This is a genomic window from Actinoplanes teichomyceticus ATCC 31121 (assembly GCF_003711105.1).
GTDB classification, from domain to species: Bacteria; Actinomycetota; Actinomycetes; order Mycobacteriales; family Micromonosporaceae; genus Actinoplanes; species Actinoplanes teichomyceticus.
In genome coordinates this window covers 2,053,799-2,074,002 of sequence record NZ_CP023865.1, presented here as the reverse complement: position 1 = coordinate 2,074,002, position 20,204 = coordinate 2,053,799, and the positions used below count along the sequence as shown (strand labels likewise).

Here is a 20,204-nt window from a genome sequence, read left to right as displayed (position 1 = left end):
TCACCGGCGGTCCCGGCTCCAGCGGGGCCCGACCTCCCGCCACTGACGCGCCCATGCCCGGTCACGCTGCCGGTCCAGCACGCCGCGGGCGGCCAGGTGCAGCCCGGCCAGCACGGCGGCCAGGCACAACGTGGCCGCCGCCCCGACCAGGATCGCCTGCGACGCCGGGCTGCGGCGCGCCGGCGGCACGCGCAGCTGCCCGGTGTCGTCCACCCAGACCTCGACCCGGCTGCCGGCCCGCGCCCGCTCCTCGGTCTGCACGATGCCGCTGTGCGCGGAACCGTCCGGCGCGGTCCAGGTGGCGCGCGCGGCCAGCGGCGTCAGCGTTCGCGGCCCCCACGCCCCGGTCGTGGCGGCGTCCTCCACCAGCACCGCGTCCACCCGGAAGACGTGCTCGCGCTCCCACCGCCAGGCTCGGGCCTCGGCCCGGTAGGCGGCGTCCCCGGCCCGCCACGCCAGCAGCGGCGCACCCGCCAGGAACGCCACCACCAGCACGAACACCAGCAGGCTCTCGACCCGGTCGGAGGTACGCCGCAGCACGTTGGGCTCCCGGCCGAGCCGCCGCGCCATCATGTCCGAACTCCCCCTCCGCCACGACCCGGGTGCCTCGCGGCCTCTGTCGAGCAGGCCTCTGTCGAGCATCACCCGCGAGCCGGGTCCCGGGACGCACATCGCCGCACCGGGTCGTGATCCGGCGCGCGGGTTCACCCGCGAAGGGGCGGGCGGATCGCTGTCCGGGCTGACCGGTGGATCCCGCCCGGACCGTTGCCGGGAAGTCCCGCCTACGCGAAGGCGACGACGTGGAATCCCCACGCCGGCAGGTCGACGAAGAGGCCGGACTCGGCCAGCTCGCTGCCGGAACGCTCGAAGACCCGGCCGTCCAGGCGGTCGGTCAGCCGCCAGGCCCGGCCGGCCAGCTGCGCCCAGGGCAGCTCGATCCGGCACTGCGACGGCTGCCCGGCGTAGTTGACCGCGACCACATGGCGCGGCCCGTGCTCGTCGTGCCACGCCCAGGCCAGCACGTCCCGGTACGATCCGTTGTCCGGCCAGCCGCGGGTCGCCAGCAGCCGCCACCCGCCCCGCCGGATCGTCGCCGCGGTACGCACCAGCTCGCGATAGAAGTCCTGCAGCCCGGCGTCGACCGGCTCGTCGGGGTATCGGCCGAGGAACACCGGCAGATGCGTACGCCGGCCCTCGAACTGCCCGTCGTGCCAGAGCGTCGCGCCGGGCAGGGTGGCCGTCACCACCGCCGCGGCCCGGCCCCGGGCGCCCGGCACGGCCTCGGCCACCCGCAGCTCGTCGTGGTTCTCCAGGAAGCGGATCAGCCGGTCCTGGTAGTCGCGCCCGGCCGTCAGATGCCCGCGGACCGAGCCGGCGTCCTCGTGCACGAGCCGGTCGTAGAGGCGCTTGTCGTAGCAGAAGTCGAAGCCCTGCTGCTGCAGGGTCCACTCGGTGTCCCAGTACGCCTCGGCGATCAGCACCACGCCGGGGTGCCGCTCACGCAGCCGGCCGATCAGCTCCGGCCAGAACTCCGCCGCCGGCGCCGGTCCGGCCCACCGGCCCCAGGTGCCGGCGAAGATCTCGTTGGTCAGCAGCATCGCCATGTCGCAGCGCATCCCGTCGCACTGCTGCGCGATCTGGGACATCGCGGCCAGCGTCGCGTCGCGCATCCCGGCCGAGAACGCGTTCAGCTGGGCGACGTCCGGCCACGGCGGGAAGTACGGGTCCCGGCCCTGGGCGATCACCCGGCCACCGGCGCGGAACCAGCCGGCCGGGTCACCGGCCAGATCCTCCTCGGTGCCCTGGACGAACCAGTCGGGGTGCCGGGTCACCGCCGGGTGGTCCGGGGCCACGTGGTTCGGCACGAAGTCGAGCACCAGCCGCAGCCCACGGGCGCGCAGCTGCTCGCGGGCGGCGGCGAGACCGGCCGGCCCGCCGAGGCGGTCGTCGGCGCGGTAGCGGCGCACGCAGTACGGCGAGCCGACCACGTCGGCCGGTGTCAGGTCGCTCAGCGCGTACCGGAACGCCTGCCGCAGGCCGTCGTCCGCCTCCGCCACGGCCAGCCCCGCCGGGCTGCGCTCCCAGACACCCATCAGCCACACCGCGTCCAGGCCGGGCACCGCCACCTCGTCCCAGACCTCCGCGGGCACGTCGGCCAGGGTCACCTCCCGGCCCAGACGGCGGGCCAGCCCGGTCAGCCACGGCCAGGTGTCGATCTCGTAGATCACCGGAGCGGCCGGCCAGCCGGTCATCGTGTGTCTCCTCCCGCAGGCGCCCGGTCCCCGGTCACGGTAACAGGGGAGACGGCACACCGGCCGTTACGAAGCCCGGTGGGTCAGCGCTCCCTCGTGGACACCGTGCCGCCCGGCGCCGCGGCCCACTCGTGCCGGGCGGGACCGGCGCCGTGCACCGCCCGCTGCCCCACCGTCCGGGCGGCGACCCCGGCCCCCGGCGTGGCCCGCGCCTCGTCCGCGACGGTCACCGACCCGAGCACCACGAAACCGATCAGTCCGGTACGCAGAATCCCCCGCATGTCGTTCCTTTCCTCGGGCTTAAGCCTCTACCGGATCAACGATGGTGTGAACGATCGGGCTGCGTACCGCGTACCCGGTGGCGGCAACGTCACTTCAGGGCATCGGGAGGACAGCGTGGCACGGACCGCATTCGACACGTCGATCCTGCACAGGGGAGCGCACAGCGCGTCCTACTTCGACCTCGCCCGGGCGGCCGGGGACGGCGCGGAGATCGTCGACTTCTGCATTCCGTGCAACCCGTACTTCCCCACCCCGGAGATGTTCGACGAGCTGACCCGGGAGCTGAAGAGCATCCTGAAGTACTACCCGAGCGACTCGGCCACCATCACCAAGAAGCTGGCCGCCGTGCTGGGCCTGCACCCGCAGACGGTGGCGATGGCGAACGGCTCCACCGAGCTGATCACCTGGATCGACCATCTACTGGTCAAGGAGAGCCTGGCCATCCCGATCCCGACCTTCGGCCGGTGGACCGACCAGCCGCTGGAGACCGGCAAACGGGTCGACATGTTTCCGCTGCAGGAGCGCGACGGCTTCCGGCTGGACCTGGAGGAGTACGTCGAGTTCATCCGGGAGCGCCGGTCCCGGGTCGCGGTGATCTGCAACGTGAACAACCCGGACGGCAACTACCTGCCGCGCCGGGACGTGATCCGGTTCCTGGACGCGCTCAGCGACCTGGACCTGGTGGTGGTCGACGAGTCGTTCATCGACTTCTCCGACGCCGAGCGCTACCCCTCGGTCGGCCCGGACGCGGTGATCCGCCCGAACGCGGTGGTGCTCAAGTCGCTCGGCAAGAACTTCGGCCTGCACGGCATCCGGTTCGGCTACCTGCTGGCCAACCCGGCCATCGCCGGCAGGATCGCGAAGATGCTGCCGAAGTGGAACCTGAACTCGCTGGCCGAGAAGGTGGTCCACATGATCCAGGACCACGAGATGGAGTACGAGGAGAGCCTGCGCCTGCTCAGCCGCGACCGCCGGTCGATGGGCCGGGAGTTGCAGCGCATCCCGGGTCTCACGGTGTTCCCCTCGCAGGGCAACTTCTTCCTGGTGAAGCTGCCGAACGAGTGGTCCGGCGTGGCGCTGCGCGACTTCCTGGTGGCCAACCACGGCATCATGACCCGCGAGTGTGGCAACAAGCTGGGCATGACCAGCCAGTTCATGCGCCTGGTGGTACGCCCGGGCGCGGACGTGGACCGGCTCGTCGACGGGATGCTCGACTACGCCCAGCGCTTCCACGGCCGCTCGGTCCACGAGTCGGACCCGCTGGAGTCGAGCAGCCGCCGCTGGACCGAGCAGTACGAGGAGAGGTCGGAGTACGTCGGCCGCCGCGCCGCGGCCTCCTGACCGGCGTCCGCGCCGCAGCTCAGGGGCTGCCCGGACCGCCGTCGTGTTCTTCGAGGATCAGCACGCCCATGCCGGCGGCCGCCTGGCTCACCCCCGCCCGGCGGCCGGACGGGGCCCGGCGCGGCGAATGCAGTCATTTGACGGATCTCCATCTGACGATGGCTTGAGAGGCTGCACAGCGTCGGCTCGTCGCCGACCGGCAGCTCTGCTCGCACGGAGCTGCTCGACGGAATGGAACCGGAGAGGTGTGCAGCTGTGCGACGAAATCCTTCACGCGGGAGCCGGCCGTGGCGCCGCATCATGTCAGGAGTGCTGGCACTGGTGTCCGCCATCGCGGCACTCGCGGTCTCGCCCACGCCCGCGTCCGCGGACGTGTCGGGGAACTTCTACAACATCACCTGGAACATCGACAATTTACGTTGGGGTGGCGCGGAGGCCGCCACGGATTACTACAACATGATCGCGGCCGTTCACCGGGCCGCCGGCCACGACTATCAGAGCGAGAGCAACGTCGACGAGACCACCAGCCAGGGCGCGCAACTGATCGGCATCAACATCGTCCTGGACGGTGATCACATAGCCACCGTCTACCTGTGGTCGAACATCCTCTACGTCGCCGGGTTCTGGTCGCAGCGGACCAATATCCACTACGAGTTCTCCACCTATTCCGACGTCTTCCGGCAACGTATTCGCTCGGTGGCGCCCGGGGCGGTGTTCAGCAACATCGGCACCGGCTCGTACACCAACCTCAACGGCGGTTCCCAGCAGGCTCGCGCCAGCCGGGTCTTCACGCCGGAAGGCATGTACAACTCGATCCTCGGGCTGTACGACCCGGGCAGCCGCACGCTGCAGCAGCGGCAGCAGTCCTATGTCGACGCCATTCAGTACATTTCCGAGGCGGCCCGCTTCGGATTGATCCTGAACCGCGTCTACGACAATCTGCTGCACTACACCACGACCCCGATCGGTGCGGACTATGCCCAGCTGGAGAACGACTGGGATCGGGTGTCCACCTTCATTCATCGCGTGACCCGGGGCGACGTACCGTCCAACTACACCATCACCGTCCTGGGCCAGACGTTCCGCACCCTCGCGGCCCTGATGTTCTCCCTGCGGTACGTGATGATCAATTATGGGTCGGGGCGCTAGGCCGCGTTTCGTAAGTGCGGGCGAGGTGTGACGTGTCCCGGCGTGGCGGTTGTCGATACGAAGTGAGGTCTCCGGTAAACGGGTTAGCGACCAAGCAAACCTGAACCACCGGAGACCTCGTGCCCAGGGTAGCGGCAGCGAGGCGACACGATCTCACCGACGTTCAGTGGGCGGTGCTGGAACCTGCGCTGCCTGCGGAGCCACGGCGAGGCCGTCCGCCGCGATGGACGAAACGGCAGATCATCGATGGGATCCGGTGGCGGGTCCGGGCGGGAACACCGTGGCGGGACGTGCCCGAGGTGTACGCACCCTGGCAGACGTTGTATCGCTGGTTCCGGCGCTGGCAGCGCGACGGGACGTGGGCGAAGATCCTGGCCCGGCTCCAGACCCGGGCCGACGCCGCCGGTGACATCGAGTGGGCGGTGAGCGTCGATTCCACGATCAGCCGTGCCCATCAGCATGCCGCGGGTGCCCGTCGTGATGGTGACCTGCAGAAGGAACCGCCGGGTGGGGTGTTCGCCGAACCCGGCGATCATGCTCTGGGCAGGTCCCGGGGCGGGTTCACCACCAAGACCCATCTGGCCTGTGAGCAGGGTCGTAAGACGCTGTCGACGGTGATCACCGCTGGTCAGCGGGGTGACAGTCCGCAGTTCATCAAGGTCCTGGAACGCATCAAGGTCTATCGGGTCGGTGGTGGCCGGCCCCGTACCCGGCCGGATCTGGTCCTGGCGGACAAGGCGTACACCAGCCGGGGCAATCGCGGGTACGCCCGCCGCCGCAGGATCAGGGTGTGCATCCCGAGCAAGGCCGACCAGGACGCCTACCGCAAGGCCAAAGGCTCCAAGGGCGGGCGTCCTCCGGCGTTCGACCCGGTCGTGTACCGGCAGCGTCACGCCGTGGAATGCGGCATCAACCAGCTCAAACAGAACCGGGCGATGGCCACCCGGTACGACAAGCTTGCCGTCCGCTTCGAAGCCACCGTCACCATCGCCGTCATCAACCAATGGCTCTGATGACCTTTACGAAACGCGGCCTAGGCCGCGTTTCGTGACGGCTGGCGTTGCTGAGGTGGTACGGCGTGGCGGTGCTCGATGACGGCCGGTGGACGACCTAGTCGAACGACAGCTCCGGGTCGGTCACCGGCGCCTCCCGCAGCATCTTCACGTCGGACTGGTAGTTCATCGACGTCAGCCACGGCGCCCGCGCGCCCTGCCGGGGCAGCTGCCCGAGCGCCCGCTGGATGTAGCCGGCCCCGAAGTCCAGGAACGGCCGGGTCGCCATCGGCCCGGCCGGCCGCGGGCGGCACACCGTGTGCCCGTGCCGGTCCATGTGCTCCAGCAGCCGGCAGAAGTGCTCGCAGAGCAGGCCGATCTTGAGGGTCCACGAGGAGTTGGTGTAGCCGATGGCGTACGCCAGGTTCGGCACTCCGGACAGCATCATCCCCTTGTAGGCGACGGTCTCCGGCAGCTTCACCGGCTCGCCGTCCACGGTGAGTTCGACCCCGCCGAAGGCCTGCACGTTCAACCCGGTGGCGGTCACGATGACGTCGGCCTCGACGAGTCGCCCGTCCGCCATCCGCACGCCGTCGGCGGTGAACGTGTCGATCCGCCCGGTCACCACGGATGCCTTCCCGGACCGGATCGCGCGGAACAGGTCGCCGTCCGGGACCACGCACAGCCGCTGGTCCCACGGGTCGTACGGCGGGTTGAAGTGCTCGTCCACGGGATAGCCCGCGGGCAGTTGGCGGGTGTTCAGCCACCGGATCACCCGGCGCGCCGCCTTCGGGTGCCGCTGGCAGAACTGCCAGATCGCCCGCTGCTGGGCGATGTTCTTACGGCGGATCACGGCGAACGCCCGCTCGTCGCCGAGCAGCCGCCGCAGCCGGGGCGCGAGCGGGTCCCGGGCCGGCGCGGCCACCACGTAGCTCGGGGTGCGCTGCACCATCGTGACGTGCGCGGCGGTCTCGGCCAGCGCCGGGACCAGGGTGACCGCGGTCGCGCCGCTGCCGATCACGGCCACCCGCCGGCCGGTGTGGTCCAGATCGTCCGGCCACTGCTGGGGGTGCACGATCGTGCCGCGGAAGCCGTCGCGTCCCGGGAAGTCCGGGGTGAAGCCCTCGTCGTAGCGGTAGTAGCCGCCGGCGCAGAACAGCCACCGGCAGGTGATCTCGGAGCGCTCGCCGGTGTCGGTGTGCTCGATCGCCACCCGCCAGGTCGCCTCCGGGCTGGACCAGGACGCGCCGATCACCCGGTGGTGGTAGCGGATCCGCCGGTCGATGCCGTGCTCCGCGGCGGTCTCCCGCAGGTAGCGCAGGATCGACGCGGCGTCGGCGATCACCCGTTCCTCGCGCCACGGCCGGAACTCGTAGCCGAAGGTGTGCAGGTCGGAATCGGACCGGATGCCCGGGTAGCGGAACAGGTCCCAGGTGCCGCCGCTGGCGCCGCGTGCCTCGACGATCGCGTAGCTGCGCTGCGGATGGTCACGCTGCAGGTAGTAGGCGGCGCCGATGCCGGACAGGCCGGCGCCGACGATCAGCACGTCGAGATCGGGCATGGTCCCATGTTCGCCGGGCGGTCCGCCGGTTCCAAGGACGAAATGCACCACGATCGGGCGAGCGGGTGGGAGATTCGCCACCCGCCGCCCGCGGGTGTGGTTCGGCGTGGCCGGTCAGAGGTTGGTCATCCGCTCCATCTGCTCGGGGTACCGCGCGCCCCGCACCTCGATCCGCGCCGCCGCCGACTCGATCTCCGCGAGGTCGGCGGCGCTCAGCGCGAGTTCCGTGGCGCCCAGGTTCTCCGCCAGCCGCTCCGGCCGCCGGGTGCCCGGGATCGGCACGATCCACGGCCGCTGCGCCAGCAGCCAGGCCAGCGCCACCTGCGCCGGGGTCGCCCCCTTGCCCGCCGCGATCCGCCCGATCAGCTCGACCAGCGCCTGGTTGGCCGCCCGCGCCTCGGCGGAGAACCGCGGCAGCCCGGTGCGCATGTCGTTGTCCGCGAACACCGTGTCCGCGCCGATCGTGCCGGTCAGGAAGCCGCGGCCGAGCGGGCTGAACGGCACGAACCCGATGCCCAGCTCGGCGAGGGTGTCCAGCAGTCCCTCCTCCGGCCGCCGCCACCACAGCGAGTACTCGCTCTGCACGGCGGTGACCGGCTGCACCGCGTGCGCCCGCCGGATCGTCGCGGGGGCCGCCTCGGACATCCCGAAGTGGCGTACCTTGCCGGCCTCGATCAGCTCCCGGACCGTCCCGGCCACCTCCTCGATCGGCACGTCGGGGTCGACCCGGTGCTGGTAGAACAGGTCGATGGCGTCCACCCGCAGCCGCCGGAGGGAGGCGTCGGCGACCCGCCGGATGTTCTCCGGGCGGCTGTCCACCCCGCTCTCCCGGCCGTCCGCGCCGATCGCGAAACCGAACTTGGTGGCGATCACCACCTGGCCGCGGAACGGCTCCAGCGCCTCGCCGACCAGCTCCTCGTTGACCCACGGCCCGTACACCTCGGCGGTGTCGAAGAGGGTGACCCCCCGCTCGACCGCGGCCCGCAGCAGCGCGATGTTCGCGTCCCGGTCCGGGCCCGGCCCGTAGCCGTGGCTCATCCCCATCGCCCCGAAGCCGATCGTCGAGACCGTGAGGTCCCCCAGTTTTCTCGTCTGCATGGCACCCCACGTTACGACCGGATGATGAACGACTCCGCACGCGATCCGGCGCCCGGCCGCGCCCGGCGGATCTAGCGCAGCCCCTCCTCGGCGCGGGCCTCGGTCGGCGCGAGCGCGCTGGTCAGGGTCCGGGCCGTGTCGATCAGCGGGACGTGGCTGAACGCCTGCGGGAAGTTGCCGACCAGCCGGCCGGCCCGGGTGTCGTACTCCTCGGAGAGCAGGCCCACGTCGTTGCGCAGGGCCAGCAGGCGGTGGAACGTCTCGCGGGCCTCGTCGTGCCGGCCCATCAGGGCGTAGTTGTCGGCGAGCCAGAACGTGCAGGCCAGGAACGCGCCCTCGCCCGGCGGCAGCCCGTCCACGCCGCTGTCCGGGTGCTGCGTGTACCGCTGCACGAAACCGTCGACGAGCAGGTGTTCCTCGATCGCCGCGACGGTGCCGCGGACCCGCTCGTCATCGGCGGGCAGGAAGCCGACCAGCGGGACCATCAGCATCGCGGCATCCAGTTCCACGGAGCCGTAGAACTGGGTGAACGTGGCGCGCCGCGGGTCGTAGCCCTTCTTGAGGATGTCGGCGCGGATGTCGTCGCGCAGCCGGGTCCACCGGTCCCGGGGCCCGGGCAGGCCGAACTCCTCGATCGCCTTGACCGCGCGGTCGGCCGCCACCCAGGCCATCAGTTTGGAGTGGGTGAACTGCTTCGGGCCGCCGCGCACCTCCCAGATGCCCTCGTCCGGCTCCCGCCAGTGGTTCTCGACGAACTCCATCAGCTTGACCTGCAGGCCCCAGGCCGGGTCGTCGGCTGTCAGCCCGGCCCGGCGGCCCTGGTGCAGGGCGTCCATCACCTCGCCGTAGACGTCGAGCTGGAACTGCTCGGCGGCGGCGTTGCCGATCCGGACCGGGTTGCCGTCATAACCGGCCAGCCAGGTGGCGCGGTACTCGTCGAGGCGGCGCTCACCGGCGACGCCGTACATGATCTGCAGCTCGGCGGGGTTGCCGGCGATGGCGCGCAGCAGCCACCTGCGCCAGGCGATGGCCTCGCTCTGGAAGCCGGAGTAGAGCAGCGCCTGCAGGGTGATGGTGGCGTCGCGCAGCCAGCAGAAGCGGTAGTCCCAGTTGCGCACGCCGCCGAGCTTCTCCGGCAGGCTGGTGGTGGCGGCCGCGACGATGCCGCCGGTGGGACCGTAGGTCAGCGCCTTGAGGGTGAGCAGCGAGCGGACCACGGCCTCGCGCCACTCGCCCTGGTACGTGCACGCCGACACCCACCCGCGCCAGTACCCCTCGGTCACCCCGAGCTCGTGCGCCGCGTCGATCGGCTCGGGCGGCGGCAGGTGCGACGGGCGCCAGGTCAGCACGAACGGGACCCGCTCGCCGGCCCGTACGGTGAAATCGGCCCGGGTCGCCAGGTTCTCGCCGCGCGTGGCCACCGGCGTGCGCAGCCAGGCCGCGTCCGGCCCGGCGACCGCGACCAGCGCGTCGCCCTCCCGGTGGACCCACGGCACGACGTGCCCGTAGTCGAAGCGCAACCGCAGCTCCATGCCGAAGTCGACGGTGCCGCGCACGCCCTCGACGATCCGCACCACCGAGGACGGCGACTCGGTCCGCGGGGGCATGAAGTCGATCAGCCGCGCCACCCCGGTCGCGGTCTCGAACTCGGTCTCCAGCACCAGCGTCTCGTCGCGGTACCGGCGGCGGGTGGTGACCGGGCCGGCGGCCGGCGCGATCGTCCAGTGGCCGTTCTCCGCCTCGCCGAGCAGCGCCGCGAAGATGGCGCCGGAGTCGAAGCGGGGCACGCACAGCCAGTCGATGGAACCGTTGCGCCCGGCCAGGGCGGAGGTCTGCGTGTCGGCGATGATCGCGTAGTCCTCGATCGGCAGGGCCATGCCAGGCGACTACCCGGAACATATTCACGAAAAACCGCCGCCGGGGGCGTCGCCCCCGGCGGCGGCCAACCGGCCGGGGTGGTCAGACCCGGTCGGCGGCGATCAGGAGGTAGTGGAAACTGCCCTCCCGGTACGCCGTGAGGAACGCCTCCTCGATCCCGGTGGCCACTTCGGACTCGGCGCGCAGCTCCCAGTACGGGATGGTCGCCGCGGTCAGGTCGACCACGGTGATCGGGACCAGGTCGTGCGCGGCGAGCGCCTTGAAGTAGTCGCTGCGGGGGTGGATGTCGCAGGTGTAGTGCTCGTTGATCCGGCTGACCGATTTGGAGCGCCGGCCGGTCGCGTCGTTGGCGCAGCCGGTGATGCACACGTAGCGGCCGCCGAAGGGCAGCAGCCGGGCGACCTCGGCGTACAGCTCGAACAGGTCGACGTACATCGTCGTCTCGTTGGTCCAGACCGCCCGCCGGGACCCGGTCGCGAACCCGGAGTCCAGCATGTTGCGGAAGTGGAACCGGACCATGCCGGCGACGCCGCGCCGGACCGCCTGCTCGTTGGCGAAGCCGACCTGGTACTCGGAGATGGACACGCCGTCGACCCGGCAGCCGAACCGGGCGTGCGCCATCATGCTGGTCCCGCCCCGGCCGGAGCCGCCGTCCAGCAGCGCGTCGCCCGGCTGGACCGGCCCGAGGTGGTCGAGCAGCAGGTCGGCCTGCGCGTTCTCCAGCCGGTGCAGCTCCGCGATGATCCGCTGCTCACGGGTCTGCGCCGGGCCGTCGAGCACGGCCGGATCGGGCTCGCCGACCCCGTAGTGGTGGTGGTAGAGGCCGTCCACCTCGCCGAGGCGCAGGTTGACCGGGTCGGCGCGGTGAGTGTTCCAGTAGGCCGCCACGGATCGTTCGAAGTCGGTGCGCAGCGGCGAGACGGCAGTCGTGCTCATGATTTCTCCCCTTGCTCGGACGGGTGGTACCGGCCGCTGGTGGCGTGCCACTCCCGGCTGCCGCCCAGCCACGCCCAGGTGTCGGCGAGGAAGCGCCGCAGCGGCGGCGAGCCGGACGCCGCGAGTTCCGCGGCCAGGGTCACGAAGGTCCGCATCAGCTCGTTGTGGATCTCCACGGTGCGCAGCACCGCCTCGCGCGGCGTCAGGCCCTCGCCGGCCACCAGCACGCTGGGCAGGTTGTGATCGGCGCCGGACTCGTTCCGTGCCGAGTACAGGTCGTTGACCAGCACGGCCGCGCTGCCCGCGGTGGTGAACGCCCGGCGCACCCGCGGATGGTCGTACTCCTGCGGCGGCAGCTCGTAGCCGGCGAGCACGTCGACCAGCAGCATCGGCGGCAGGTAGCTGTTGAGGTGCCGCTGCACCAGGTACTCCCAGACCGGCGGGGTGCGACGGTTGACGTGCCAGTCGGCCTCCTGCGTCCAGGCCAGGAAGAGGATCGCCATCTGGTGGCGGAAGCGGGCCAGCTGGGTCACCGACGCGTACCGGGTCAGGTGCTCGACGGCGCCGCGGAACGCCATCGAGACCGGCCGGAGCCGGTGGTGCTCGGCCAGCTGGGCGGCGTATCCGTGGGGCAGCGGCGCCGGGTCGACCAGCGCGTGCAGATTGGCCAGCCGGGAGCCGACCACCGACGGGTCGGCGCCCAGCGACACCTCGTCCACGTAGTAGTCGTCCGCCGCCCACTCGGCGACCACGCATTTGGCCGCGGCCAGCAACCGGTCCGGGTCGCTGGTGGCCGGGTGGGTGAGCATCATGAACCGGCCGAAGTTCGCCGCGCGCAGCCGGTCCAGCCGGCCGCGGTAGATGCCGACCTGCTCGGCCCACCCGACGATGGCGTCGTTGACCTGCTCGCCCAGCGCGTGGTCGTCGCGCAGCGGGCCGGGGCAGAACAGCCGCGGCGCCACCGGCCGGGACACGCTCCACGGCTGCGCCGGTCGCGGCACGCCCCACGCCGGGTGCGCTGCGGCCGGACGCGGCGTCGCGTCCGGCCGGGATCGGAAGGCGCGCGCGGCCGAGGTGCCCAGGCCGGTCGGGGCGAGAGCGATCCCCGGCACGGCGCCGGGGCCGGTCCGCGCGGCGAAACCCGCCGGTACGGCGGCGAGCACCGCCTCGAGATCGCCGGGCGGCGCCCCGGTGAGGTCGCGCAGGATCTCCCGGCCGAGATCGGGTGCGAGCGGCATCAGTGCGACAGCTCGACGTGGTCCAGGATGCCCAGCGCGTCCGGCACCAGCACGGCGACCGAGTAGTACGCGCTGACCAGGTAGGACATCACCGCCTGCTCGTTGATCCCCATGAATCGCACGGAGAGGCTGGGCTGGTACTCGTCCGGGATGCCGGTCTGGTGCAGCCCGACCACGCCCTGGTCGGACTCGCCGGTACGCATCGCCAGGATCGAGGTGGTGTGCGTCTCGGTGATCGGTATCTTGCTGCTGGGCAGGATCGGCACACCGCGCCAGGCCGTCATGCTGTGCCCGTCCACCTCCACCATCGGCGGGTAGATGCCGCGCTTGGTGCACTCCCGGCCGAACGCCGCGATGGCCTGCGGGTGGGCCAGGAAGATCCGTGTGCTGCGCCGCATGCTGAGCAGCTCGTCGAGGTCGTCCGGGGTGGGCGGGCCGCCCCGGGTGTGGATGCGCTGCCTCAGGTCGGCGCTGTGCAGCAGGCCGAAGTCGCGGTTGTTGATCATCTCGTACTCCTGGCGCTCGCGCAGCGCCTCGACGGTCAGGCGCAGCTGCTGTTCGAGCTGGTTCATCGGGTCGTTGTAGAGGTCGGCGACGCGGGTGTGCACGCGCAGGACGGTCTGGGCGACGCTCAGCTCGTACTCGGGCGGGCTCAGCTCGTAGTCGACGTACGTGCCGGGCAGGACCGGCTCGTCGGAGTGGCCGGCGCTGATCGCGATGGCCGCCTCGCCGTGCTTGTTCTGCGGGCGGCGGTTCTTGGCCCGGAAGCGTTCCACGTGCGAGCGCAGGTGGTCGTTCTGGTCGAGCAGCTGGGTGAACGCGGCACGGGGGATGCTCAGCAGGGTGACCGCGGTCATCGCCTTGGCGGTGTAGCCCCAGATCCGCTCGCCCTCGATGAGCGACTGCTCGCCGAACGCCTCGCCGTCGGCCAGCACGCCCAGGTTGACCGGGTCGCCGTAGTCGCCGACGCCGACCTTGTTCACCTTGCCGTGCGCGATCAGGTAGAGGTGGTCGGCGACCGAGCCGAACTCCACGATCACCTGGCCCGGCTGGTACTCCTGCTGCACGAACTTGTCCGCGATGGCGGCCAGCACGTCGGCGTCCTCGAACTCGCTGAGCACGGAGAGCTCCCGCAGCTCGCCGGGCACCACGCGCACCTGGGCGCCGACGGTGGTGAAGCTGAGCAGGCCGTCGCCGATCCGGTAGGTCCTGCGCCGGTTGACCCGGTACGCCCCGCCGGACACCTGCACCCAGGGCAGCTTGCGCAGCAGCCACCGGGAGGTGATCTCCTGCATCTGCGGAGGCGTCTTGGTGGTGGTGGTCAGGTTCCGGGCCGCCGCCGTGCTGAGGCTCTGGCGCTGCCGCTCCCGCTCTTCCTCGCGCATCTCCACGTGTGTCGGAGTGGCCACCGCTCGTACCCCGTTCGTCGGTCTTCCTCATGCGGACTTACGGCCGTTCTATCGCATATCCGACTGTTTTGTCGGGTTTCGCGGAATCTAGGAACATGCTGTGACCTGCGCCGACAGGCGCGCCCATCGCCGGCATCGGGCCCCGGCGATCCCCCGCCCGCCGTGCCTCAGCAAACCCCGGGCCGGGCCGATGGTCAGGCTGTCAACGACGCGGCGGACGGCCCACCGCGCGGCCGGCGGCCCACCGGGCGACCACCCGGCGGCACCGCCGGGGTCACGCTGCCCGCCGTCCACCGACCGGACCGGCGGATACGGTAGGCGGATGGAGCGGCCGATGACCCCCGACGACGTGGTCACGGTGATCATGCGCCGACTCGCCGAGCACCACCGGGTGGTCCCCGGCTACGTCATCCGCGACGCGGTCGAGGCCGAGCTGCGCCAGCGGTTCCCGGACGTCGCGCTCCCCGAGCTGCGGGTGCCGCCCGAGGTCGCGGCCGAGCTGGTGGCCGGGTTCGGCGACGCCGCCACCGCGGCCGAGGACGATGCGGCGACCATGCCGGCCGTGCTCAGCGGCGACGAGACCGGGCGGCTGCTGGCGGCGCTCGGGCTGGCCGTCCACGTGGCCGCCTTCAACCTCGACCGGGACCGCCTGCACGTCGCCCAGATCCTGAACGGCTCGGCGGCCGCGCTGGTCGCCCTGGGTGCCGCGCAGCGCGCGGCGCACGCCGACGGCACCTCGGCGGTGCTGCTCTCGCCGGCCACCCTGCGCACCGTGCGGACCACCATGGTCGCCGTGCTGCAGGGGGTGCGTCACCGCGGCTGGCTCGCCGAGCACCTCGACCTGACCGCCACCACCACGATGTTCACCGACGTCCTGACCCTGCTCGGCGCGGTGCCCTGACCGCGGGTGCACCGGACCGGCACGCCGCCCCCGATCAGCGGGCCGGGACCGGTCCGCCCGACCGGCGGGCACCCGGCCGGGCGCCCGCCGGGTTCGGCCGGGCCGCGCCGCTCAAGTATCGGCACCCGGTGCCGATCAACCGAACATGGCAGTGCTCCTGCAGAGGCCGGTGGACAACCCGGAACGGCTCGCGGCGGTACGGGCGACCGGCCTGCTGGACGCCGAGGAGGCGCCCGGCCTACGCCGGCTGACTCGGCTGGCCGCGCGCCTGCTCGGGGTGCCCACCGCGCTGGTGTCGCTGGTGCTCGACGACCGGCAGGTGTTCGCCAGCCAGCTCGGGTTGCCGCAGCGCTGGGCCGAGCTCGGGCAGACCCCGATGACCCACTCGTTCTGCCAGCACGTCGTGGACGGCGACCAGCCCCTGGTGGTCACCGACGCCCGGACGAACCCGCTGGTGCGGGACAACCGGGCGATCGACGAGATCGGGGTGATCGCCTACGCCGGGATGCCGATCCGGGTCGACGGGCGGGTGCTCGGCGCGTTCTGCGCCATCGACAGCGCGCCGCGCTCCTGGTCGGAGCAGGAGCTGGCGATCCTGGAGGACCTGGCCGCGGCGGTCGCCTCGGAGATTCAGCTGGTCCGGGCGGCGCAGCACGCCGAGGCGACGTCCGCGCTGGTACGCCGGATCCTGGAGGTCTCCCAGGACGCGTACGTCTCGATCGACGCCGACGGCCGGGTGCTGGAGTGGAACCCGGCCGCCGAGCAGCTGTTCGGCTGGTCCCGGGACGAGGCCGTGGGCGTGGACCTGAGCCGGCTGGTCGTGCCCGAACAGCACCGCGACGCGCACCGGCGCGGGCTGGAGCGGGTGCGTAACTCCGGGACGTCCCGGCTGGCCGGCACCCGGCTGGAGCTGCCCGCGGTGGACCGCCGCGGGCGGGACTTCCCGGTCGAGTTGACCCTGCAGGCCACCGACACGGCCGGGGGCCGGCCGGTCTTCCACGCGTTCCTGCACGACATCAGCGCCCGGCGGGCCGCCGAGGAACAGCTGAGGCGGCAGGCCGAGCTGATCGACGCCGCGCCGGCGGCGATCATCGTCCGGGACCCGGACGGGACGATCCGGTTCTGGAACCGGGGCGCGGAGCGGATGTACGGCTGGCCGGCCGGCGCGGTGACCGGGCGCAACATCCACCGGCTGCTGTCCACCGCCTTCCCCAAGCCGCTGCCCGAGGTGGAGCGGGCCCTCCAGGAGACCGGTTCCTGGGAGGGTGAGCTGGTGCACCGGCGCTCCGACGGGCAGGTCGTGGTGGCGCTCAGCCGGCACGTGTCGCGCCCGTCGGCGGACGGGACCGGCTACGAGATCATCGAGACGAACACCGACATCACCGACCGCCGGCGGGCCGAGCTGGCCCGCGAGCAGAGCGAGCGGCGTTTCCGGGTGCAGTTCCACCAGTCCACGATCGGGCAGGTGATCGTCGGGCTGGACGGCGACATCCTGCACGTCAACGACGCGTACGCGCGGATGGTCGGCCGGTCGGCCGCCGAGCTGCGCGGGTACGGCGTGGTCCTGCTCACCCACCCGGAGGACCGCGCCGGCGACACCGAGGCGCTGGCCGGGCTGTTCGCCGGGGAGGGCGACGCGTACGAGCGGACCAAGCGCCTGGTGCACGCCGACGGTCACGTGGTGGACGTGCAGACCGGGGTGCGCCTGATCCGCGACGCCGACGGCCACCCGCAGCACCTGATCGGCGTGGTCCAGGACATCACCGAGCAGGTCCGGGCGCGGCGCGAGCGGGACGCCGCGGTGACCGTGCTGGCCGAGCGCAACGCGCAGCTGCACCGCGCGAACCAGCTCAAACTGGACCTGATGGGGATGCTGTCGCACGACATCGGCACCCCGCTGACCGCCATCCTGGGCTTCGGCGAGATGCTGTGCGAGGCCGAGCTGCCCGAGCCGCTGGGCACGCTCACCGCCCGCATCGTCGCCGCCGGCCACCGGATCGACGAGCTGCGGCACAACGTGCTGGCGATGTGCCAGCTGGACGCCGGCGAGCTGACCACCGTACGCCAGCCGGTCGCGCTGGCGGCGGCGCTGCGCGACGCGGCGGACGCGGCCGACACCACGGTGCCGATCAGCTGCCCGCCCGGGGTGACGGTGCTGGCCAACCCGGCCCATCTGCGCCAGATCGTGGTGAACTTCCTGACCAACGCCCGCAAGTACGGTGGCGGCGCCACCGCGGTGACCGTCGCGGTCGAGGGCCGCGAGGTGGAGATCGGTGTGCACGACGAGGGCCCCGGGGTCCCCGAACAGCTGCGGGCGCACCTGTTCGAGCGGTACACCCGGGCCGCGGACGCCGCCGCCGAGGGGCACGGGCTGGGCCTGCACATCGTGGTCAGCCTGGCGCGGGCGAACGGCGGGCGGGTGGCGTACCGGCCGGCCGAGCCGACCGGCAGCGTGTTCGCCCTGCGCCTGGAAATCGGGTGACGTCCGCGGGCCGGATGTGCCAGGGTCCGACCCCATGGACCCGATCAGCGAGGCGGAGATCCGCGCCTCGTTCGTCAACTGCAGCAAGGGTGAGGCAGCGCGGATCAAGCTGCCCCCCGACTTCCGCGACACCCCGTGGGCCGACCTGGACTTCCTCGGGTGGATCGACCCGTCCGCCCCGCAGCGCGCGGCGATCGTGACGCCCGGCCCGGCCGGCCCGGTGGCGCTGCTGCTGCGCAAGGCGGAACGCGGCGGCGCGACGAGCGCGGCCCGCTCCAGCATGTGCCAGGTGTGCCTGACCGACCACGCGGCCGGCGGCGTCAGCCTGTTCACCGCCCCGCTGGCCGGCGCGGCCGGCCGCAACGGCAACTCGGTCGGCGAGTACCTGTGCGCGGACCTGGCCTGCTCGCTGTATCTGCGCGGCAAGCGGCGGCCGAGGATGCGGCTGGTGCGCTTCGAGGAGACGCTGACCCTGACCGAGAGGATCGACCGGGCGCTGGCGAAGCTGGCCGCGTTCACGTCGCGGGTCACCGGCGCGTGACCGGCGGCGTCCCGGGCCGACCGTCTAGGGTCGGATCATGACTGCTGCGCGGGCACGATTCCGGGAATTGCACGAGGCGGGGACGTTCGTCATGCCGAACCCGTGGGACGCCGGGTCGGCCCGGCTGCTGGCCGGCCTGGGCTTCGCCGCGCTGGCCACCACGTCGTCCGGCTTCGCGGCCACGCTCGGCAAGCCGGACCAGCACGTCACCCGGGACGAGCTGGTGGCGCACGTGGCCGCGCTCAGCGCCGCGGTCGAGCTGCCGCTGAACGTGGACGCCGAGCGCTGCTTCGCCGACACCGCGGCCGGGGTCGCCGAGACGGTGGAGCTGCTGGCCGCGGCCGGCGCGGCCGGCATCTCGATCGAGGACTACGACCCGGCGACCGGCCGGATCGAGACCCCGCAGGTCGGGGCGGAGCGGGTGGCCGCGGCGGCGCGGGCCTGCGCCCGGTACGGCATCGTGCTGACCGCCCGCGCGGAGAACCACCTCTACGGGCACGACGATCTCGACGACACGGTGGCCCGGCTGCGGGCCTACCGGGAGGCCGGCGCGGACGTGGTGTACGCGCCGGGCCTGCGGGCCGCGGCGGACATCGCCCGGGTGGTCGCCGAGGTGCCCGCGCCGGTGAACGTGCTGGCCGTGGCGGGCGCCCCGGCCGTGCCGGAACTGGCCGCGCTGGGTGTCCGGCGGGTCTCCACCGGCGGGTCGCTGGCCTGGGCCGCCTACGGCGCCCTGCGCGACGCGGCCCGCGAGCTGCTCACCACCGGGACCACGTCGTTCCGCGACCGCGCGCTGCGCGGCGCGGAGATCGAGGCGGCGTTCGCCGCCGGGTGACCGGTCCGGGGCGTTCAGCCGGGCGGGTACGGCCCGGCGAGCGGCACCTCGATGGCCACCGTGCTGCCCTCGCCCGGGGTGCTCTCGATGCGCACCGTCCCGTCGTGCCCCTCGGCGATCGCCTTGACGATGCTCAGGCCCAGCCCGATCCCCGGCACCTCGGCCCGCTCGGCGTCGGCGGCGCGGCGGAACGGCGCGAGCACCCGGAACTGGTCCTGGCGGCTGATCCCGATCCCGGTGTCGCGCACCCGCAGCACCGCCGTCCCGGCCCGCTCGGTCGCGGTCACCGTGATCGTGCCCCGTTCGGTGAACTTGACCGCGTTGAGGATCAGCCGTTCCAGGGCCTGGCCCATCCGCCCCGCGTCGACGTCGGCGAAGACCGGCTCTTCCGCCTCCGCGACCATGGTCAGCCCCTTCGCCTCGGCCAGCGGCCGGTTCCCGGCGACCGCGGCGCGGGCCAGCGCGGCCAGGTCGGCCGGGGTCCGGACGAAGTCCCGGCTGCCGGCGCTGACCTGCGCGGCCAGCAGCATGTCGTCGACCACCGAGAGCAGCCGGTCGGAGTTGCGCTGCACCCGCTGCAGGAAGCCGTCGCGGGCGTCGGACGGCAGCGCCGGGTCGCCGAGCATCTCCAGGTAGCCGTGGATCGAGGTGAGCGGGGTACGCAGCTCGTGGTTGACCCGGGCGATGAACTCGTCCTTGATCCGCTCGGCGTCGCGCAGCCGAACCTGGATGTCGTGTCTCTCCCGGGCGTACTTGCGCAGCTCCAGGTGGTTGACCACGTGCCGGGCCAGGGCCAGCAGGCCGCGCTGCTGGGCCGCGGTGAGCGCGCCCGGCTCCGGCGCGGCGACGCAGAGGGTGCCCAGCGGCCGGCCCTGCGGGGTGATCAGCGGCGCCCCGGCGTAGAAGCGGATGTACGGCGGGCCGGTGACGGTCGCGCCGCCGGCGAAGCGGGGATCGTCGCGGGCGTCCGGGATCTGCAGCAGGCCGTCGCCGTGCATGGCGTACGTGCAGATCGAGCCCTGCCGGGCGCTCTCGCACCGGTCCACGCCGATCCGCGCCTTGAACCACTGGCGGTTCTCGTCGAGCAGGCTGATCATGGCGATCGGCTTGTCGCACAGCTGCGCGGCGAGCGCGACGATGTCGTCGAAGTCGCTCTCCGCCGGGGTGTCCAGCACCTCGTAGCCGTGCAGGGCGGCGAGGCGTTCCTGTTCGAGCGTGTGGCCGGCGATGTCCGTGGCCGCCATCCGAACCCTCCTTCGCCGTACCCCGGGTCCTTCGGAGCACGTCCCTCACCGGTATTGGTCGGCCA

At 72.4% G+C, this 20,204-nt stretch carries 17 protein-coding genes; 7 read left to right on the top strand and 10 right to left on the bottom strand.

Annotated features, from left to right (window positions below; genetic code table 11):
* The 3 genes from ACTEI_RS09445 to ACTEI_RS09435 form a co-directional block, all read right to left on the bottom strand.
* Positions 1 to 573: an Rv1733c family protein gene (locus ACTEI_RS09445; protein WP_122977301.1), complete on the bottom strand. Its 573-nt coding sequence runs from the start codon at positions 571 to 573 to the stop codon at positions 1 to 3.
* Between the two features lie 209 nt (positions 574 to 782).
* Positions 783 to 2,252: an alpha-amylase family protein gene (locus ACTEI_RS09440; protein ID WP_122977300.1), complete on the bottom strand. Its 1,470-nt coding sequence runs from the start codon at positions 2,250 to 2,252 to the stop codon at positions 783 to 785.
* An 83-nt stretch (positions 2,253 to 2,335) separates the two neighbouring features.
* Positions 2,336 to 2,533: a hypothetical protein gene (locus ACTEI_RS09435; protein WP_122977299.1), complete on the bottom strand. Its 198-nt coding sequence runs from the start codon at positions 2,531 to 2,533 to the stop codon at positions 2,336 to 2,338.
* A gap of 115 nt (positions 2,534 to 2,648) precedes the next feature.
* Between ACTEI_RS09435 and ACTEI_RS09430 the strand changes: the two genes are divergently transcribed.
* The 3 genes from ACTEI_RS09430 to ACTEI_RS09420 all read left to right on the top strand — a co-directional run bounded on the left by ACTEI_RS09430 (position 2,649) and on the right by ACTEI_RS09420 (position 6,037).
* Positions 2,649 to 3,875: a pyridoxal phosphate-dependent aminotransferase gene (locus tag ACTEI_RS09430; RefSeq protein WP_122977298.1), complete on the top strand. Its 1,227-nt coding sequence runs from the start codon at positions 2,649 to 2,651 to the stop codon at positions 3,873 to 3,875.
* A 309-nt stretch (positions 3,876 to 4,184) separates the two neighbouring features.
* Entirely contained in the window at positions 4,185 to 5,024 is an 840-nt protein-coding gene (locus tag ACTEI_RS09425; RefSeq protein WP_164465886.1) for a ribosome-inactivating family protein, read from the top strand.
* 119 nt (positions 5,025 to 5,143) lie between these two features.
* Positions 5,144 to 6,037, top strand: coding sequence for an IS5 family transposase (locus ACTEI_RS09420; protein ID WP_122975831.1), 894 nt, complete (start codon positions 5,144 to 5,146; stop codon positions 6,035 to 6,037).
* 97 nt (positions 6,038 to 6,134) lie between these two features.
* Here the strand turns inward: ACTEI_RS09420 and ACTEI_RS09415 are convergent, their stop codons facing one another.
* The 6 genes from ACTEI_RS09415 to ACTEI_RS09390 all read right to left on the bottom strand — a co-directional run bounded on the left by ACTEI_RS09415 (position 6,135) and on the right by ACTEI_RS09390 (position 14,136).
* On the bottom strand, positions 6,135 to 7,577 hold the full coding sequence (locus ACTEI_RS09415) for a flavin-containing monooxygenase (RefSeq protein WP_122977296.1): 1,443 nt from the start codon (positions 7,575 to 7,577) through the stop codon (positions 6,135 to 6,137).
* A gap of 114 nt (positions 7,578 to 7,691) precedes the next feature.
* Positions 7,692 to 8,675 carry an aldo/keto reductase gene (locus ACTEI_RS09410; protein WP_122977295.1) on the bottom strand — a complete coding sequence of 328 codons (984 nt, stop codon included), beginning with the start codon at positions 8,673 to 8,675 and terminating at the stop codon, positions 7,692 to 7,694.
* A 71-nt stretch (positions 8,676 to 8,746) separates the two neighbouring features.
* A complete protein-coding gene (locus tag ACTEI_RS09405; RefSeq protein ID WP_122977294.1) occupies positions 8,747 to 10,552 on the bottom strand; it encodes a glycoside hydrolase family 15 protein in 1,806 nt (601 codons plus the stop codon).
* A gap of 82 nt (positions 10,553 to 10,634) precedes the next feature.
* Positions 10,635 to 11,489 carry a geranyl diphosphate 2-C-methyltransferase gene (locus ACTEI_RS09400; protein ID WP_122977293.1) on the bottom strand — a complete coding sequence of 285 codons (855 nt, stop codon included), beginning with the start codon at positions 11,487 to 11,489 and terminating at the stop codon, positions 10,635 to 10,637.
* Positions 11,486 to 12,727, bottom strand: coding sequence for a family 2 encapsulin nanocompartment cargo protein terpene cyclase (locus ACTEI_RS09395; RefSeq protein WP_239082267.1), 1,242 nt, complete (start codon positions 12,725 to 12,727; stop codon positions 11,486 to 11,488). The genes ACTEI_RS09400 and ACTEI_RS09395 overlap by 4 nt, the downstream gene beginning before the upstream one ends.
* On the bottom strand, positions 12,727 to 14,136 hold the full coding sequence (locus ACTEI_RS09390; protein ID WP_239082266.1) for a family 2B encapsulin nanocompartment shell protein: 1,410 nt from the start codon (positions 14,134 to 14,136) through the stop codon (positions 12,727 to 12,729). Before ACTEI_RS09390 ends, ACTEI_RS09395 begins: the two co-directional genes overlap by 1 nt.
* A gap of 322 nt (positions 14,137 to 14,458) precedes the next feature.
* Between ACTEI_RS09390 and ACTEI_RS09385 the strand changes: the two genes are divergently transcribed.
* The 4 genes from ACTEI_RS09385 to ACTEI_RS09370 all read left to right on the top strand — a co-directional run bounded on the left by ACTEI_RS09385 (position 14,459) and on the right by ACTEI_RS09370 (position 18,895).
* Entirely contained in the window at positions 14,459 to 15,037 is a 579-nt protein-coding gene (locus ACTEI_RS09385; protein ID WP_244940674.1) for a hypothetical protein, read from the top strand.
* A gap of 145 nt (positions 15,038 to 15,182) precedes the next feature.
* A complete protein-coding gene (locus ACTEI_RS09380) occupies positions 15,183 to 17,519 on the top strand; it encodes a PAS domain S-box protein (protein ID WP_239082265.1) in 2,337 nt (778 codons plus the stop codon).
* A gap of 34 nt (positions 17,520 to 17,553) precedes the next feature.
* Positions 17,554 to 18,060: an FBP domain-containing protein gene (locus tag ACTEI_RS09375; protein ID WP_122977291.1), complete on the top strand. Its 507-nt coding sequence runs from the start codon at positions 17,554 to 17,556 to the stop codon at positions 18,058 to 18,060.
* Positions 18,061 to 18,097: 37 nt separating this feature from the next.
* Positions 18,098 to 18,895, top strand: coding sequence for an isocitrate lyase/PEP mutase family protein (locus tag ACTEI_RS09370; RefSeq protein ID WP_122977290.1), 798 nt, complete (start codon positions 18,098 to 18,100; stop codon positions 18,893 to 18,895).
* Positions 18,896 to 18,909: 14 nt separating this feature from the next.
* Here the strand turns inward: ACTEI_RS09370 and ACTEI_RS09365 are convergent, their stop codons facing one another.
* Positions 18,910 to 20,139, bottom strand: coding sequence for a GAF domain-containing sensor histidine kinase (locus ACTEI_RS09365; protein ID WP_122977289.1), 1,230 nt, complete (start codon positions 20,137 to 20,139; stop codon positions 18,910 to 18,912).
* Between the last annotated feature and the right edge of the window lie 65 nt (positions 20,140 to 20,204).

What these genes read in the sequence shown, in the direction of transcription:
- ACTEI_RS09370 (WP_122977290.1), top strand. Translation starts at nt 18,098, where the DNA reads ATGACTGCTGCGCGGGCACGATTCCGGGAATTGCACGAGGCGGGGACG.
- ACTEI_RS09405 (WP_122977294.1), bottom strand. Translation starts at nt 10,552, where the DNA reads ATGGCCCTGCCGATCGAGGACTACGCGATCATCGCCGACACGCAGACC.
- ACTEI_RS09380 (WP_239082265.1), top strand. Translation starts at nt 15,183, where the DNA reads ATGGCAGTGCTCCTGCAGAGGCCGGTGGACAACCCGGAACGGCTCGCG.
- ACTEI_RS09435 (WP_122977299.1), bottom strand. Translation starts at nt 2,533, where the DNA reads ATGCGGGGGATTCTGCGTACCGGACTGATCGGTTTCGTGGTGCTCGGG.
- ACTEI_RS09395 (WP_239082267.1), bottom strand. Translation starts at nt 12,727, where the DNA reads ATGCCGCTCGCACCCGATCTCGGCCGGGAGATCCTGCGCGACCTCACC.
- ACTEI_RS09410 (WP_122977295.1), bottom strand. Translation starts at nt 8,675, where the DNA reads ATGCAGACGAGAAAACTGGGGGACCTCACGGTCTCGACGATCGGCTTC.
- ACTEI_RS09415 (WP_122977296.1), bottom strand. Translation starts at nt 7,577, where the DNA reads ATGCCCGATCTCGACGTGCTGATCGTCGGCGCCGGCCTGTCCGGCATC.
- ACTEI_RS09445 (WP_122977301.1), bottom strand. Translation starts at nt 573, where the DNA reads ATGATGGCGCGGCGGCTCGGCCGGGAGCCCAACGTGCTGCGGCGTACC.
- ACTEI_RS09365 (WP_122977289.1), bottom strand. Translation starts at nt 20,139, where the DNA reads ATGGCGGCCACGGACATCGCCGGCCACACGCTCGAACAGGAACGCCTC.
- ACTEI_RS09385 (WP_244940674.1), top strand. Translation starts at nt 14,459, where the DNA reads ATGGAGCGGCCGATGACCCCCGACGACGTGGTCACGGTGATCATGCGC.
- ACTEI_RS09375 (WP_122977291.1), top strand. Translation starts at nt 17,554, where the DNA reads ATGGACCCGATCAGCGAGGCGGAGATCCGCGCCTCGTTCGTCAACTGC.
- ACTEI_RS09400 (WP_122977293.1), bottom strand. Translation starts at nt 11,489, where the DNA reads ATGAGCACGACTGCCGTCTCGCCGCTGCGCACCGACTTCGAACGATCC.
- ACTEI_RS09440 (WP_122977300.1), bottom strand. Translation starts at nt 2,252, where the DNA reads ATGACCGGCTGGCCGGCCGCTCCGGTGATCTACGAGATCGACACCTGG.